At 71.6% G+C, this 13669-nt stretch carries 16 protein-coding genes; 6 read left to right on the top strand and 10 right to left on the bottom strand.

Features of this window, described 5'->3' with window-relative positions; all coding sequences use genetic code 11:
• Positions 1–60: 60 nt before the first annotated feature.
• The 7 genes from AC0OLQ_RS18695 to AC0OLQ_RS18665 form a co-directional block, all read right to left on the bottom strand.
• On the bottom strand, positions 61–1047 hold the full coding sequence (locus AC0OLQ_RS18695) for a LacI family DNA-binding transcriptional regulator (protein WP_484532382.1): 987 nt from the start codon (positions 1045–1047) through the stop codon (positions 61–63).
• A gap of 235 nt (positions 1048–1282) precedes the next feature.
• Entirely contained in the window at positions 1283–1783 is a 501-nt protein-coding gene (locus tag AC0OLQ_RS18690; protein ID WP_484527269.1) for a hypothetical protein, read from the bottom strand.
• A gap of 36 nt (positions 1784–1819) precedes the next feature.
• On the bottom strand, positions 1820–2167 hold the full coding sequence (locus tag AC0OLQ_RS18685) for a LutC/YkgG family protein (protein WP_484527268.1): 348 nt from the start codon (positions 2165–2167) through the stop codon (positions 1820–1822).
• A gap of 22 nt (positions 2168–2189) precedes the next feature.
• Complete coding sequence (locus AC0OLQ_RS18680; RefSeq protein ID WP_484527267.1) at positions 2190–2345, bottom strand: hypothetical protein; 156 nt, start codon at positions 2343–2345, stop codon at positions 2190–2192.
• A 167-nt stretch (positions 2346–2512) separates the two neighbouring features.
• On the bottom strand, positions 2513–2836 hold the full coding sequence (locus tag AC0OLQ_RS18675; protein WP_484527266.1) for a carboxymuconolactone decarboxylase family protein: 324 nt from the start codon (positions 2834–2836) through the stop codon (positions 2513–2515).
• A gap of 69 nt (positions 2837–2905) precedes the next feature.
• Positions 2906–3313 (bottom strand): (R)-mandelonitrile lyase, encoded by a 408-nt coding sequence (locus tag AC0OLQ_RS18670; RefSeq protein WP_484527265.1) that lies wholly within the window; start codon positions 3311–3313, stop codon positions 2906–2908.
• A 95-nt stretch (positions 3314–3408) separates the two neighbouring features.
• Complete coding sequence (locus AC0OLQ_RS18665; RefSeq protein WP_484527264.1) at positions 3409–4431, bottom strand: zinc-dependent alcohol dehydrogenase family protein; 1023 nt, start codon at positions 4429–4431, stop codon at positions 3409–3411.
• Between the two features lie 255 nt (positions 4432–4686).
• On the opposite strand from AC0OLQ_RS18665, the gene AC0OLQ_RS18660 reads away from it, so the two are divergent.
• Both AC0OLQ_RS18660 and AC0OLQ_RS18655 read left to right on the top strand, forming a co-directional pair.
• Positions 4687–5577, top strand: a complete 891-nt coding sequence (locus AC0OLQ_RS18660) for a helix-turn-helix transcriptional regulator (RefSeq protein ID WP_484527263.1) — start codon at positions 4687–4689, stop codon at positions 5575–5577.
• A gap of 81 nt (positions 5578–5658) precedes the next feature.
• Complete coding sequence (locus tag AC0OLQ_RS18655) at positions 5659–6864, top strand: low temperature requirement protein A (RefSeq protein WP_484527262.1); 1206 nt, start codon at positions 5659–5661, stop codon at positions 6862–6864.
• 47 nt (positions 6865–6911) lie between these two features.
• On the opposite strand, the gene AC0OLQ_RS18650 is transcribed toward AC0OLQ_RS18655, so the two are convergent.
• The gene (locus AC0OLQ_RS18650; protein WP_484527261.1) at positions 6912–7739 is read right to left on the bottom strand and encodes a PIG-L family deacetylase; all 828 of its coding nucleotides are present in this window, start codon (positions 7737–7739) and stop codon (positions 6912–6914) included.
• Between the two features lie 74 nt (positions 7740–7813).
• Here AC0OLQ_RS18650 and AC0OLQ_RS18645 point away from each other — a divergent pair, with 74 nt between their 5' ends.
• The gene (locus tag AC0OLQ_RS18645) at positions 7814–8527 is read left to right on the top strand and encodes a hypothetical protein (protein WP_484527260.1); all 714 of its coding nucleotides are present in this window, start codon (positions 7814–7816) and stop codon (positions 8525–8527) included.
• A 20-nt stretch (positions 8528–8547) separates the two neighbouring features.
• Here AC0OLQ_RS18645 and AC0OLQ_RS18640 read toward each other — a convergent pair whose 3' ends face one another.
• Positions 8548–9177: a TetR/AcrR family transcriptional regulator gene (locus tag AC0OLQ_RS18640; protein WP_484527259.1), complete on the bottom strand. Its 630-nt coding sequence runs from the start codon at positions 9175–9177 to the stop codon at positions 8548–8550.
• 65 nt (positions 9178–9242) lie between these two features.
• Here AC0OLQ_RS18640 and AC0OLQ_RS18635 point away from each other — a divergent pair, with 65 nt between their 5' ends.
• Positions 9243–10844 carry an FAD-binding oxidoreductase gene (locus AC0OLQ_RS18635; RefSeq protein ID WP_484527258.1) on the top strand — a complete coding sequence of 534 codons (1602 nt, stop codon included), beginning with the start codon at positions 9243–9245 and terminating at the stop codon, positions 10842–10844.
• A 191-nt stretch (positions 10845–11035) separates the two neighbouring features.
• A complete protein-coding gene (locus tag AC0OLQ_RS18630) occupies positions 11036–11482 on the top strand; it encodes an iron chaperone (protein ID WP_357344721.1) in 447 nt (148 codons plus the stop codon).
• A 61-nt stretch (positions 11483–11543) separates the two neighbouring features.
• Here AC0OLQ_RS18630 and AC0OLQ_RS18625 read toward each other — a convergent pair whose 3' ends face one another.
• Positions 11544–12491, bottom strand: coding sequence for an AraC family transcriptional regulator (locus AC0OLQ_RS18625; RefSeq protein ID WP_484527257.1), 948 nt, complete (start codon positions 12489–12491; stop codon positions 11544–11546).
• Between the two features lie 84 nt (positions 12492–12575).
• Between AC0OLQ_RS18625 and AC0OLQ_RS18620 the strand changes: the two genes are divergently transcribed.
• Complete coding sequence (locus AC0OLQ_RS18620) at positions 12576–13544, top strand: SDR family NAD(P)-dependent oxidoreductase (RefSeq protein WP_484527256.1); 969 nt, start codon at positions 12576–12578, stop codon at positions 13542–13544.
• Positions 13545–13669 lie beyond the last annotated feature (125 nt).

Here is a 13669-nt window from a genome sequence, read left to right as displayed (position 1 = left end):
AGAGGCCAACGGCGGCACCGCCTCGGCACAGGGGCCGCGCCGAGGGACACATTGGCCGGGTCAGCGCGGCGGCCCGGCGACGCTCTGCCGGGAGATCAGGGTCGGTGCGATGGTCTGCCGCAGCTCACCGACGGTGTCGGACTCGAACTGAGCCAGCAACAGGTCCAGACTCGCCCGGGCCACCGCGGCGAAGTCCGGCCGCACCGTGGTCAACGGCGGAATGAAGTACGCCGCCTCCGGCACGTCGTCGAAACCCACCACGCTGATGTCGTCCGGCACGCGGCGGCCGTACTCGTGCACAGCCCGCAGGACGCCCAGCGCCAGATGGTCGTTGGCCGTGAAGACCGCCGTCACCTCGGGCATCCGCGCCAGCATCTGCCCGCACCGGTAGCCCGACGCGGCCGACCAGTCCGCCGCAACCAGCGGCGGCACCTCGGCGCCCGCCTCGCGCAGGGCCTCCCGCCACCCCTCGATGCGGCCGGCGCTGTCGAACCAGTCGGCCGGACCGGACACGTGCCACACCGTCCGGTGTCCCGCCTCCAACAGGTGCCGCGTCGCCTCCCGTGCGCCGGCCACCTGATCCACCGTCACCAGGGGCATCGGCCGGCGCGGGTCACCGTCGACGGTCACCAACGGGACGTCCTTCGGGAGGTGCTCCAGCGCCTCCCCGGCCGACTCCACCGGCGCGATCACCACGATCCCCGCAACCCGATGCGCCAGGTGCCGCTCCACGGCCGCCGAGATGGAAACCCGGTCCAGGTCCCGCACACTGCCGACGGTGACCGCGAAGCCCTCTTCGGCCGCGGTCTGTTCCAGCGCCGCCAACAGCGACGCCGGGCCGTACAGCGTCGTGTTCTGGGCCACCACACCGATCACCTGCGACCGGCCGGTCACCAGGGCACGAGCGGCGCGATTGGGCCGGTAGCCCAACTCCGTGATGGCGGCCTGCACCCGCAGCCGCGTCTGCTCACGCACATTCGGATGCCCGTTCAGGACCCGCGACACGGTCTGGTGGGAAACCCCGGCGAGGCGGGCCACATCCGTCATCGCGGGACCACGCACGGCACTCACCCTTCCCGCAAGCCCCCGACCGCCACGCCCCGGCAGTCCCCGGCACAGCACCGAGGCCGACCCCCGGCACGAAACCAGCGCCAGTGTACGCGCCGGCCTCACGCTGCCCACCGAGGCGCAGCCGGGGCGGCGCCCACGCCGAGCCTGGTACGAAAACCGGGCCGCCGGGCTGCGCCACGCCTCCCGGGCCGACTCTGCAGCTGGCAGTGGATCAGTCGCTGACGCCGAGATGCAGCAGCCACACCTGGTCGCCCGCACGGACCACGAGATCGACGTAGGCCGCCTCGTACCAGTCGTCGGTGTGCACCGTCAGGGCCCAGGACTCGGCGGAGTCCGGCCAGAGTCTCGCCATCAGTGCCACCGCCCAGTCGGTGAGCGCCTCGGCCAGCTCCCGGGCAGCCGACGACTCCGCCCAGGCTTGCGGCTGCCGCCCCGGAAGGAACAACCCGGGCAGCGCCTCACGAACCAGCGTCGACCAGGAACTCACGGACTCCAACCCGGATACGCGGCAGCGCTCCGGCAGCAGCGCGTTCACCGATGCGACCACGTCGCCGTCGTTCAGCGGGCCGTTCAGAAGCGTGAACGTGCACGCGTGGTCGATCTCCTCCAGGAGGTCCTCGAGGACCCGCAGCGCGTGCCTGATCATGTCCGGAACCGCGTCGAGCCTCGCGTTCCTCGCCGCCGACAGCGCGGCCCAGTCGAATTCCGTCACGTCGACCAGACTAGAGATCATCGACCGCGATCACGTTCACCCCAACCTGGTCGCTGTGGGATCAGCGGCGCTGGCATCGCTCGGGTTGCCGCCAAGCGCCGGGGACGAGGAAGTGCCCGCGCCCGCGACGATGACGACGTGCGGGTTCCTGGGCCCGTGCACGCCCTCCACGCGGTTGAGCTCGATGTCACTGGTGGCGGACGGCCCGCTGATCCAGGTCAGCGGGTTTCGCGGGTCGACCCGGGTGAGCGCCTCCGGCACCGTGGTGACCACCTGGTGGGTCCACAGCACACAGATGTGCAGGTCGGGCAGGAGGCTGATGATCCGCCGCCCCTGGTCCGGCCCGGCGTCGAGGATGATCGTGCCGGTTTCGGCAACGGCCACGGCGGCACCCGTGACGACGCCGTCACACCCGGCGATCTCCGGTCTCCGCGGCCGCCTGATCGCCCCCCGGCTCGTACCCGACGAGGCGCCGGGTCTTCCGCAGGAAGGCCCGCGGTGCCGGCAGGTCGCCACCGACGACGCCGGCGGCCCGGGCCTGCACCAGGATGTTACCGAGCATGGCGGCCCTCGACCGGCCCGGCGATCACCGGCAGCCCGCAGGCGCCGGCGGAGCAGGTCGTTGCGGGCGCCGTCGATCACGCGCACGGGCCGGACAGCTGCTGGGCCGGGCGGACGGCCCGCCGGTGGGACCGGGCTGTCGGGTGATGGCGCGAACCGTGGTGGCGCCTAGCCCTCGAAGGTCTGCCTGGCCACCGCGATGGCGGACATGGCCCGGGGCCATCCGGCGTAGAACGCCAGGTGGGTGATGGCCTCGACGATCTCGGCCTGGGTGAGGCCGTTCTGCTTGCCGAGGTTCAGGTGGAACGGCAACTGTTCGCTGTTGCCGCTTGCGACCAGGGCCGCGATGGTGATCAGGCTACGGTCGCGCGGCGCGAGGTCGGCGCGTTCCCAGACATCGGCGAAGAGCACGTCGTCGGTGAGGGAGACGAGCTTGGGCGCGAAGTTCCCGAGCATCTTCTGGGCGGGGCTCTGCTGCGCGGTTCCGGACATGTCGTACTCCTTCTCGTGATCCGTGGGTGGGCCGCCGGCCGCGCGATGACGCGACCGGCGGTCGGTTGGTCATGCGGGCTGGCGGTACTCGTCGTCGGTCACGTGCTCGCCCCACTCCGTTTCCGGCCCGTCCTGCCCAGGCGTGAGGCCGTCCCAGATGGCCAGATGGGTCATGAAGTGGTCGGGGGCGGCGCCGTGCCAGTGCCACTCTCCGGGCGGACACCAGACGGCGTCACCGGGGCGGATGACGACGACCTCGCCGCCGCGCGACCGGGTCAGCCCGACGCCCTCGGTGACGTGCAGCAGCTGGCCGTTGGCGTGCCGGTGCCAGGCGGTGCGGGCGCCGGGGGCGAAGTGCACGGCGTTGCACCGGCCGATGGACGGTCCGGTCATGGGAACGATCTGGTCGAACCAGACGTCGCCGGTGAACCAGTCGGCCGGTCCCTTGACCGACGGCTGCTTGGTCAGGATCTCCAACGTCTCCTCCTGTGCGGTTCGCCCTGTGCTGGCTGCAGCGGCTTGTTGTCGGATCCGGTCAGGCGGACGCGGCCCTCTCCGGGCGGCGCCGGCCGTCAGGGCTTGAGAAGGGCCTTGATGGCCCGGCGTTCGTCCATGGCCCGGTAGCCCTCGGCGGCCTGCTCGAGCGGGAGGGTGAGGTCGAAGACCTTGCCCGGGTCGATCTGCCGGTTGCAGATCAGGTCGATCAGCTCGGGCAGGAAGCGCCGCACCGGGGCGGGGCCACCGTGCAGGTGCACGTGGGAGAAGAACAACTCGTCGCCGGGCAGTTCGACGCCGTGGGCGACGCCGACGTAGCCGACGTGACCGCCGGCCCGGGTGGAGCGGATGGCCTGCATCATCGACTCCTGGGTGCCGACGGCCTCGATCACCGAGTGCGCGCCGAGGCCGTCGGTGAGGTCCTTGATCTTCGCGACGCCCTCGTCGCCGCGCTCGGTGACGATCTCCGTCGCACCGTAGTGGGCCGCCAGTTTCTGGCGGGGCTCGTGCCGGCTGACCGCGATGATGCGTTCCGCCCCGAGCTGCTTCGCCGCCAGCACGGCGAGCAGACCGACCGCGCCGTCGCCGACGACCGCGACGGTCTTGCCCGGCCCGACCTCGGCGGCCACGGCCCCGAACCAGCCGGTGCCGAGCACGTCGGAGGCCGCGAGCAGGTCCGGGACCAGGTCCTCCGAGGGGATCTCGGGCGTTGCGACCAGGGTGCCGTCGGCCAGCGGGACGCGCAGGTACTCGGCCTGGGCGCCCAGTCCACCGACCGGTTCCCGGTGGATGCACGAGCTCTGGTAGCCGGCGCGGCAGATGGGGCAGGTGTTGTCGGAGGCGAAGAAGGAGCCGACGACGAACTGGCCGGGCTTGATGTTCCTGACCTCGCCGCCGACCTCCTGGACGACGCCAACATACTCGTGGCCCATCGGAGACGGCCCCTTGACCGCCTCGATGCCGCGATACGGCCACAGGTCCGAACCGCAGACGCAGGTGGCGGACAGGCGGATGATCGCGTCGGTCGGGAGGAGGATCCGCGGATCCTCGCGCTCCTCCACCCGGACGTCGCCGGGGGCGTGCAGGACTGCACCACGCATGAGGTTCTTCCTTTCAAAGGTCCGGCCGCGAACCGACGGCCACCCGCCCGCATACCCAGCCAGGGCGAGGGAGTACGGCCATCCGGGAAACAACCCGCCAGGGACGACAACGATCGCCCCACCCGGGCGGCGGCGGCCAGCGGTTCCGTTCATCGCCATCCAGCAAACCCCGGCGGTGCCTGTTCGGGGAGTTTCTGCTGGAAGGTGTACTGACAGGGCACCCCTCCGACGAGCCGTGACACGTACGGTCGAGGCGTGGACAACCGCACCGAGGTCCGCGAGTTCCTCGTCTCGCGCCGCGCCAAGATCAGCCCGGAACAGGCGGGCCTGCCCGCCGGCAGGAACCGCCGGGTCCCCGGACTGCGCCGCAGCGAGGTCGCGGCACTGGCCGGGGTGAGCATCGAGTACTACTCGAAGCTCGAACGAGGCGCCCTCGCCGGCGTGTCGCCCTCGGTGCTGAACGCCATCGCCCGGGCGCTCCAGCTCGACGACGCCGAGCGGGCGCACCTGCTCGACCTCGCACGGGCGGCGGACGGCAGCAGCGCGCTGATGCGGCCCCGCCGCCGCACGGCGAGGCAGTGGTCCCCGCGCCCCAGCCTGCAATGGACCCTCGAGGCGGTCACCCAGGGCCCCGCGTTCGTGCGCAACGGCCGCATGGACCTGCTCGCCGCGAACCGGCTCGCCCGAGCGTTCTACGCCGACGTGTACGCCGACCCGCAGCGCCCCGCCAACATCGCCCGGTTCACGTTCCTCGACGAGAAGGCGCACCGCTTCTACCCGGAGTGGGACCTCGCCGCCGACGTCTGCGTGGCGATCCTCCGCACCGAAGCCGGCCGCGACCCCCACGACAAGGATCTCCACGACCTCGTGGGCGAACTCTCCACCCGCAGCGATGAGTTCCGGAAACGGTGGGGAGCTCACAACGTCCGGCATCACGGCACCGGCGTCAAGAACTACCACCACCACGTCGTCGGCGACCTCACCCTGGCCTACGAAGGGCTGGAGATGGCGGCGGAACCGGGGCTCACTCTCACGATCTACACCGCAGAGCCCGGCTCCCCCTCCGAGGACGCGCTTCGCCTGCTCGCCTCGTGGGCCGCCTCCCAGGAAACAGACGCCGACACACAAACCGCCTTCACGGAGTGACGCGGCTCGAGCGGCGCGGACCGGCTCACCAGCCCGGTGTTGTGCCACTGAGCTGCGGTGGGACACGCGACCATAGGGGGCATGGGGCATCTCGACGGCCAGGATCTGCTGCAACGACGCCAGGAGATCCGGCAGGCGAACTTCCTGGAGCTGTTCGTCGACCTGGTGCTGGTGTTCGCCCTGTCCGGGGTGGTGAACCGCGTCGTACGCGACATGATCGGAGCGGACAACGGTGTCCGCTGGCTGTCGCTCGCCTACCTGCTGGTGCTGTCGTTACCGCTGATCTGGTTGTGGATCACCACCGCCCACATCACCAGCTGGTTCAACCCCCGTCGCCGCAAGATCCAGTGGATCGTGCTGGCCAGCGCCTTCGGCCTGATGGTGATGTCGTCGTCAGTTCCCTACGCCTTCGTCGGGCGGGGGTGGGCGTTCGTGCTGCCGTACCTGATCCTGAACTGCCTGCGGCCGCTGATCCTCCTGCCGAGCGTGCGCCGGCACTCGCTGGGGAATCTCTATGTCAGGTCGGTGCTCTGGTGCCTCGCCACGGCCGGCGTCTGGTTGGCCGGCGCGGCGGTGAGCGGCGGCGCCCGCGCTGCGCTCTGGGCGGGCGCCGTAACGGTGGACATCGTCGTCGCGCAGCTACGCTGGCCCGTTCCCGGCATGGCCAGACCGCCGGTCAGCGCCTGGGCGATGGACAGCGGCCACCACCTACCCGAGCGTTACCAGCAGCTGCTGCTGATCGCCCTCGGTGAGACCGTGCTCGCCGCCGGCGTCACATTCACCAACCATCCGGTCACCCTGTCGACCTCGGCGGCGCTGGTCGTGGCGTTCCTGTCCATGGTTCTGCTGTGGCGGATCTACTTCTACCGCTCGGGACAGGTTCTCGCCGAGGCCGTGGCCGTCGCCGGTGACCGGCTCGCCGCCGGACGCGCCACAGGCATCGCCCATGTCGTCATGGTGGTGGGCATCGTCGCCACCGCTGTCGGCTTCGAGGTCGTCCTCACTCACCCGGGCGGTCACCCCGAGCCGCCGTGGCTGGCGATGATCCTCGGCGGCCCCGCCCTGTTCCTCTACGGTCGTATCCGCCTGGAACGAGTCGTGTTCGACCGGCTTTCCCTGCGGCGGGTGATTGCCATCGCCGCTCTGGCCGCCCTGGCATTGCCCCTGTCCGCTGCCCCGCCGCTGACCGCCGCGCTCGGGGCCGGGTTCGTGCTGCTGGGCGTGGCCCTGGCCGACGCCCGCCACGCCGCCCAGCGGCCGCCGGAGGCCCCCACCCCGGCCCACTGATCTGATCCGGGCTCATGGACCCGGCCCCGACCACCGGGCGTGCGCGGTCAGCGCAGCCCGGCGAACAGATCGTCCTCGCGCGACGGCGCACCGGTGGTGTCGCGGACCCGGACGAAGGTCTCCACGCCCATCAGCTCGGTGAACCGCTCCTGACCTAGTTGCAGGAAGAAGATGTTCTCGGCCTGGCTGGCGTGGGCGGCCAACGATTCGAACTTCTGGGCACCGTAGGCGCTCGTGTCGACCCAGGTGGTGATCTCGTCGTCGGGCAGCCCGAGCTGGGGCATCTCCTCCGACGCGTCGGGCTCGGGAAACTCGACGCCGATCTCCTTCATGATGCGGCCGAAGTCCTCGAAGGCGCTGCGCGGCACGGTGGTCCAGTAGACCTTCGCGGGGATGTCCGTCCGCTCGACCGCGGCCATGGTGATGCGGTGCGCCTGAATGTGGTCCGGATGGCCGTAGAAGCCGTTCTCGTCATAGGTGACGACGACGTCGGGCCGGTAGCGCCGGATCAGCTCGGCCAGTCGGTCGGCCGCCTCCGTCACGGGCGTGTTCCAGAACGCGCCGGGCATGTCGTTGGTCGCCCAGCCCATCATCCCGGAGTCGGCATAGTCGAGCGTCTCCAGGTGGGTGACCTTCAACGCCTCGCAACTGGCCGCCAACTCGGCCCGGCGCATCGCCACCACGGCCTCCGGGTCGTGCCCCGGGTCGCCCGGCTTGACCCCGCCGGGCCCGTCGCCGCACCGCCCGTCCGTGCAGGTCACGAGCACCGTCGTGATGCCCTCTGCCGCGTACCGGGCGAGGATGCCGCCGGTGCTCGTCGCCTCGTCGTCGGGGTGCGCGTGCACGGCCATCAAGGTCAGAGATCGCTCAGCCATCCCACCACCATACGAGGGACGTCCGACGCACTAGCATTGCCGCGGCCCGGAACGGCTTGCGGAAACGAGGCGACATGCGGTGGCTCCGGCAGTTGATGGGTGGCAGGCGGGTCCAACTCGACCCGGAGCGGCAGCAGGCGCTGCTGCGGGACGTCCGGTACCGGTTCGGCGCCCGCGCTCAGGTGCGGTTCTCCGAACAGGTCGAGGCCGTCACCCAGATGCTGGACGGCGACGACGGCCTGGTGGTGGCGGCCCGGATCGTGAGCGAGGTGGCCGACGAAGCGCACGCGGACCTACAGGCCCAGGCCCACGACGTACATCGACGGACCGGTCGGCGGCTCCTGGTGCACCGCCGGAACTACCGGCCCCTGTGGAAGGAGGCCGGCCCGGCGCTGCGGTGGCCGCTGTTCGCGCTGCCGTGCGGACTCCACCCGTACGCGCAGGTGGCCGCCGCCGTCGCGGTGCTCGGCAGCCGGGCACCCCGACTCGACCGGGTGACCGACCCGAATCCGCTCGTGACCCGCGTGTTCGAGGTGCTCGACCTCACCACCGCCGGCTGGGAGTACGGCCGGGTGCGGGTGGACACCGACGCCGCCGCCCTGGCGGATCGACTCATCTCGACCGCCGGCCGGATCCTCGCCACCATGGACGACCCGCCCCGGCTGCCACCTTCGGTCCGCGAGCTGATGCGCCGCAACAACACCGTGGACGTTCACGACCCGACCGGTCCTCGGGTCGTCGGCGGGATCAACCTGGGCGCACGGATGCGGGAGAAGTTCCTGGTCTGAGGCATCGCGGCGGAGCGGGGTCAACCAGCCGTGAGGGCGGCTCGGGTGGTGGCGAAGAGGCGGGCGCAGCGTTCGGCCATGGCGTCCGGAGACTGGTCGGGATGGTTGATCCACCACCGGACCAGCGCGGTGACCATGCCGCGCCAGGCGTACTTGAGGGCGTCAGCGTCGAGGGGGTCGGCGGAGCCGGCGGCGCGGAGCACGCCGGCGCTACCGGTTGCCGCGAGCCGATCGATGGCGATCCGGTAGTGCGCCGCCCGCCGGGCGGGTTCCGTGTCGGCGGGCAGCGACGGGTCGTAGAGCACGAACCATGCTTCCCGCCGGCCCTCCAGGGCGGTGAACAGCGCGTGGAGAACCAGCAGGGGCGTGCGCGGGGCAGTGATCTCGCCTTGGCCCATCGCGGCGCGAATCGCGTCCAGCAGTTGGTCGCCCACCGGGGTCAGGCAGGCGAGATAGAGGTTCTCCTTGGAACCGAAGTACTGGTGCAGCAGCGCCTTGGTGACCCCGACCCGTGTGGCGACAGCTGCCAGGGAGGTCGCCTCGTAGCCGTGGCGGCCGAACTCCTCGGTGGCGGCGGCGAGGATCTGCTGTTCGCGGACGGCACGGGGAACGCCCTTGGTGCCGGCTCGGGAGCGGGAGGACGTTGCCACGCCCGCGATATTACCCTACGGTAAATTACCGCCAGGTTAATTCGGCGGATCGGATGGATACGGACATGGCGACAGCCCACGCTGCGACCTCCCCCCGCGCTGCCCGCGCCCGTTCCTGTTGGGGCTGGGGATGGGCGGACGAACACCCCGACGACGCCGAATGCGAAGCGATGGGCGCGCTGCTCCCCGGCACGCTCCCGCGCCCGCTGCCCGTCCCGCGGGTCGCCGACCTGCGCATCGGCCGGCCCGCCGTCGAGCCGCCGCCGAGTCTCGCGCATCTGGTCACCGCCGACCCGGAAGCCCGCACCGCACACGCCATGGGCAAGGCGTACCGGGATGTCATCCGCGCCCTGCGCGGCCGGCCCGGGCGGATACCCGATCTGGTCGCCCGGCCGGCGGGCGACCAGGACGTGGCCGACCTTCTCGAGTGGGCCGGCGACCACGGCGTGGCGGTGATCCCCTACGGCGGCGGCTCCTCGGTGACCGGGGGCGTGGAATACCGCGGCGACGCGCACCGAGCGGTGCTGTCCCTCGACCTGACCGCGATGGGCCGGGTTCTGGACATCGACACCGACAGCCGGGCCGCCCGTATCCAGGCCGGCGCCCTCGGCCCGGCACTGGAGAACCAGCTCAGGCCGCACGGCTTGACGCTGCGCCACTTCCCGCAGAGTTTCGAGTTCTCCACCCTCGGTGGCTGGCTCGCCACCCGCGCGGGCGGTCACTACGCCACCGTCCACACGCACATCGACGACTTCGTCCAGTCCCTGCGGGTGATCACCCCGGCGGGCGCCGGCACCTCGTGGCAGGTGCCCGCGTCCGGCGCCGGACCGTCTCCCGACCGGCTGTTCCTCGGCTCCGAAGGCGCCCTGGGCGTCATCACCGAGGCGTGGATGCGCCTTCAGGACCGCCCCCACCACAAGGCTTCCACCTCGGTCGTCTTCGCCGACTTCCCCGCCGCGCTGCGCGCGGTGCGGGCGATCGCCCAGTCCGGCCTCTCCCCCGCCAACTGCCGCCTGCTCGACCCCGGCGAGGCCGCCTTGTCCGGCGCCGCCCGAAACGGTTCGTCGATACTCGTCCTCGGCTTCGAGTCGGCCGCCGTACCCGTCGAAACCGTTCTCGCCCAGGCACTCGACCTGGCCCGCGCGCACGGCGGCTCGCCCTCCGTCAGCTCCGGCGGCGGGGGCGACGAGGCCGTCGGCGCCTGGCGCTCGGCGTTCCTCCGGATGCCGTACCTGCGCGACGGCCTCGCCCGGATGGGGGCCGTCGTCGAGACCTTCGAGACGGCCACCACCTGGAACCGCCTTCCCGCCCTGATCGACGCCGTCCGCGACGAGGTCGGCGCCGCCGCACGCGAAGCCACCGGGCATCCCGCCACCGTCAACTGCCGCCTGACGCACATCTATCCCGACGGAGCGGCGCCCTACTTCACCCTGCTGGCGGCAGGCCGGCCGGGCGACGAGGTCGCCGTCTGGGACCACCTCAAAGACGTCGCGACCGACGTCCTGCACCGCCATCACGCCACCATCACCCACCACCACGCCGTCGGGCGGGACCACCGCCCCGGCTACGACCGCCAGCGTCCCGAACCGTTCGCCCTGGCGCTGCGCGCCGCCAAGACCGCCCTCGATCCCCACGGGATCCTCAACCCCGGCGTACTCGTCGACTGAACCGCTCCCGGTCCAGACGAGTCGGCCGACACGATGGGCAGGGCCCAGGCTGCTGAAGGAGGCGATCAGCGGCCACGTCGACCGCGAGGTGATCAGGAATCGAGAAGCGCCAGGTTGCGGGCGGGCCTAGCCTTCTCACCAGGTAGCCGGCGTCACGCCGAGCCTTGAACGGCGAAGAAGGAGCTCGAACAATGTCCGCGAAGACCTCCACCGTGTCCGACGGCTTCAGCGCTGAGGAGCGTGCGGCGATGAAGGAGCGCGCCGCCGAGCTGCGCGCCGAGGGCAAGAAGGGCGCCAAGAAGGCCGACGGGCTGGAAGCCGTCCTCGACCGGATCGCCCAGATGGCGCCGGAAGATCGTGAGCTCGCCGAGCGCGTCCACGTGACCGTGACCACCGCCGCCCCGGAACTGACGCCGAAGACCTGGTACGGGATGCCCGCCTACGCGAACGCCGCCGACAAGATCGTTGTCTTCTTCCAGGACTCGGGCAAGTTCAACTACCGGTACTCGACCCTGGGCTTCCAGGACACCGCCAACCTCGACGACGGCGACCTGTGGCCGGTGTCGTACGCGCTGCAGAAGTGGAGCCCCGCGGTGGAGAAGAAGGTCATCGAGCTGGTGAAGGCCGCGGTCTCCTGACCGTCGCCGAGCACGTGTAGCTCGGCCGGTGGTGCGGACGGCTCCGCCCCGGCGCTCGTTGTCACGACCCAGCGAGCGCTCGGGTCCGCCCCTGTTCTGACCGCGCCAGGGCGGCGCGATAGGCGCGGGGCGAGAGGCCGGTGGCGCGTTTGAAGGCGACGCTGAAGGCGCTCTCGGAGCCGTACCCCACCTCGCGGGCGATGGTGGCGTTGGTCTCCTCACCGCGGCGGATGCGGTCGGCGGCGAGTTCGATGCGCCACGCCGTGAGGTACTCCAGCGGGCCCTTGCCGACCACCTGCTTGAACCGGGCCGCCAGGGTGGATCGGGAGACAGCCACGGCGCGGGCCAGCTCGGCCACCGTCCAGGCGTGCGCGGGCCGGGCGTGCATTCGTCGCAGTACGGCCACCACGGTGGGGTCGGTCAGGCCGGCCAACCACCCGGAGGTATGACCGGCGTCCCGGGCGAGGTGCAGGCGGAGGATCCGAACCAGCATGACGATGGCGAGGTGCTCGGCCACCAGCCTCGCCCCCGGGGCGTTCCGCTGTAGTTCCGCGTCGATCTCTCCGACCGCTCGTCGCACGGCCGCGGCCTCCGGCGTCTCGGCTGCCACCTGGATGACCGGCGGCAGGCCGTCGAGCAGCAGGGCCTGGGCCCGGTCGGTGAAGGAGAACGCTCCCCCGATGAGGAACACCTCGTCGCCGTCCCCGGCGCGGGCCACGCCGTCGACGGCCGCGACGAAAAGGGGTCCCGCCGGCTCGGTCGGCAGATCCAGGTCACTGGCGAGCGTGAACGCGACCGGACGGGTCAGCAGGAAGCAGTCGCCCTCGCGTAGCCGGAGGGGATCCGGCACCCCGTCCACCGCGAGCCAGCAGGCGCCCCGCCGTACGACGTTGAACTTCACGCCGGCGGGTGGGTCGAACCGGACCCCCCACCGTCCTCCGGCGGAAAAACTGGCTGACAGGTGACTCGTCGCCCGGGTCAGCGACAGAACGTCCTCCAACGGGTCCATACCACACTCCCTCGGACGCTCACTAAACTTCTGCGGACGCCAAACTATAGGCCGTCCAGGCCCGCCGGTCGTAGCGTTGCCGTCATGACAGAGAGCACACGCCTGACCACCGGGTTCACCGCCCGGGCCACCGCCGACGAGGTCATCGACGGCGTCGACCTCACCGGGCACCGCATGATCGTCACCGGTGGCGCCTCCGGCATCGGCCTGGAAACCGTCCGCGCCCTCGCCCGTGCCGGCGCGGAGGTCACCGTGGCGACGCGCGACCCCGCCCGCGCCGACGACCTGGTGGCCGAGTTCGCCGGACCGGGCCCGGGCACGGTCCGGGCCGCCGCGCTCGATCTCGCTGACCTCGACTCCGTCGACGCCTTCGTCGCCGGCTGGACCGGCCCGCTGCACGCCCTGATCGCGAACGCCGGAATCATGGCGCTACCGCACCGCCAGCTGACCCCCGAGGGCTGGGAACTGCAACTGGCCACCAACTACCTCGGCCACTTCGCGCTCGCCCGGGGCCTGCACGACAACCTCCGGTCCGCCGGCTCCGCCCGGGTCGTGGTGGTGAGCTCCGGCGCACAGCTACGCGCCGGCGTCGACTTCGACGACCCGCACTTCGCCCGCCGCCCGTACGACCCGTGGATTGCGTACAGCCAGTCCAAGACCGCCGACGTCCTGCTGGCCGTCGGCATCGCTCAGCGCTGGGCCGCCGACGGGATCACCGCCAATGCCCTGGCCCCGGGCGTCATCATCACCAACCTGCAGCGTCACCTCGGCGAGGACACCCTGCGCTCCTTTGGGGTGACGACCGACGAGGCGGGCAACGTGGCGGTGCCGGAACACTACAAGACCCCGGCCCAGGGGGCCGCCACCACCGTGCTGCTGGCCGCGTCGCCGCTGCTCGAGGGCGTCACCGGCCGCTACTTCGAGGACAACCAGGAGTCGGAGGTGGTCCCGGGCGGTCCGGAACCGATGACCGGGGTCGCCGAGCACTCGGTGGACCTGGCCGCCGCCGACCGGCTCTGGGCGTACGCCGAACAAACCCTGGCCTCCCGCTAGGACCTTCGCCGAACCCGGACTGAGGCCGGCCGGTCGGGACAGGCGCGTCCGGCCAGCCAGACGGCGGCGGTGTGGCCGGGGTCGGTCTCGATCACACCGGACCGCTCCCGGCTCCCCCGCCGGGC

It is taken from the genome of Micromonospora sp. Utrum1 (assembly GCF_057197805.1).
The sequence above is the reverse complement of the archived record's forward strand: the minus strand, read 5'-3'. Positions and strand labels throughout refer to the sequence as shown.

What these genes read in the sequence shown, in the direction of transcription:
- AC0OLQ_RS18635 (WP_484527258.1), top strand. Translation starts at nt 9,243, where the DNA reads ATGGCGACAGCCCACGCTGCGACCTCCCCCCGCGCTGCCCGCGCCCGT.
- AC0OLQ_RS18620 (WP_484527256.1), top strand. Translation starts at nt 12,576, where the DNA reads ATGACAGAGAGCACACGCCTGACCACCGGGTTCACCGCCCGGGCCACC.
- AC0OLQ_RS18645 (WP_484527260.1), top strand. Translation starts at nt 7,814, where the DNA reads ATGCGGTGGCTCCGGCAGTTGATGGGTGGCAGGCGGGTCCAACTCGAC.
- AC0OLQ_RS18650 (WP_484527261.1), bottom strand. Translation starts at nt 7,739, where the DNA reads ATGGCTGAGCGATCTCTGACCTTGATGGCCGTGCACGCGCACCCCGAC.
- AC0OLQ_RS18630 (WP_357344721.1), top strand. Translation starts at nt 11,036, where the DNA reads ATGTCCGCGAAGACCTCCACCGTGTCCGACGGCTTCAGCGCTGAGGAG.
- AC0OLQ_RS18675 (WP_484527266.1), bottom strand. Translation starts at nt 2,836, where the DNA reads ATGTCCGGAACCGCGCAGCAGAGCCCCGCCCAGAAGATGCTCGGGAAC.
- AC0OLQ_RS18680 (WP_484527267.1), bottom strand. Translation starts at nt 2,345, where the DNA reads ATGCTCGGTAACATCCTGGTGCAGGCCCGGGCCGCCGGCGTCGTCGGT.
- AC0OLQ_RS18625 (WP_484527257.1), bottom strand. Translation starts at nt 12,491, where the DNA reads ATGGACCCGTTGGAGGACGTTCTGTCGCTGACCCGGGCGACGAGTCAC.
- AC0OLQ_RS18695 (WP_484532382.1), bottom strand. Translation starts at nt 1,047, where the DNA reads ATGACGGATGTGGCCCGCCTCGCCGGGGTTTCCCACCAGACCGTGTCG.
- AC0OLQ_RS18655 (WP_484527262.1), top strand. Translation starts at nt 5,659, where the DNA reads ATGGGGCATCTCGACGGCCAGGATCTGCTGCAACGACGCCAGGAGATC.
- AC0OLQ_RS18665 (WP_484527264.1), bottom strand. Translation starts at nt 4,431, where the DNA reads ATGCGTGGTGCAGTCCTGCACGCCCCCGGCGACGTCCGGGTGGAGGAG.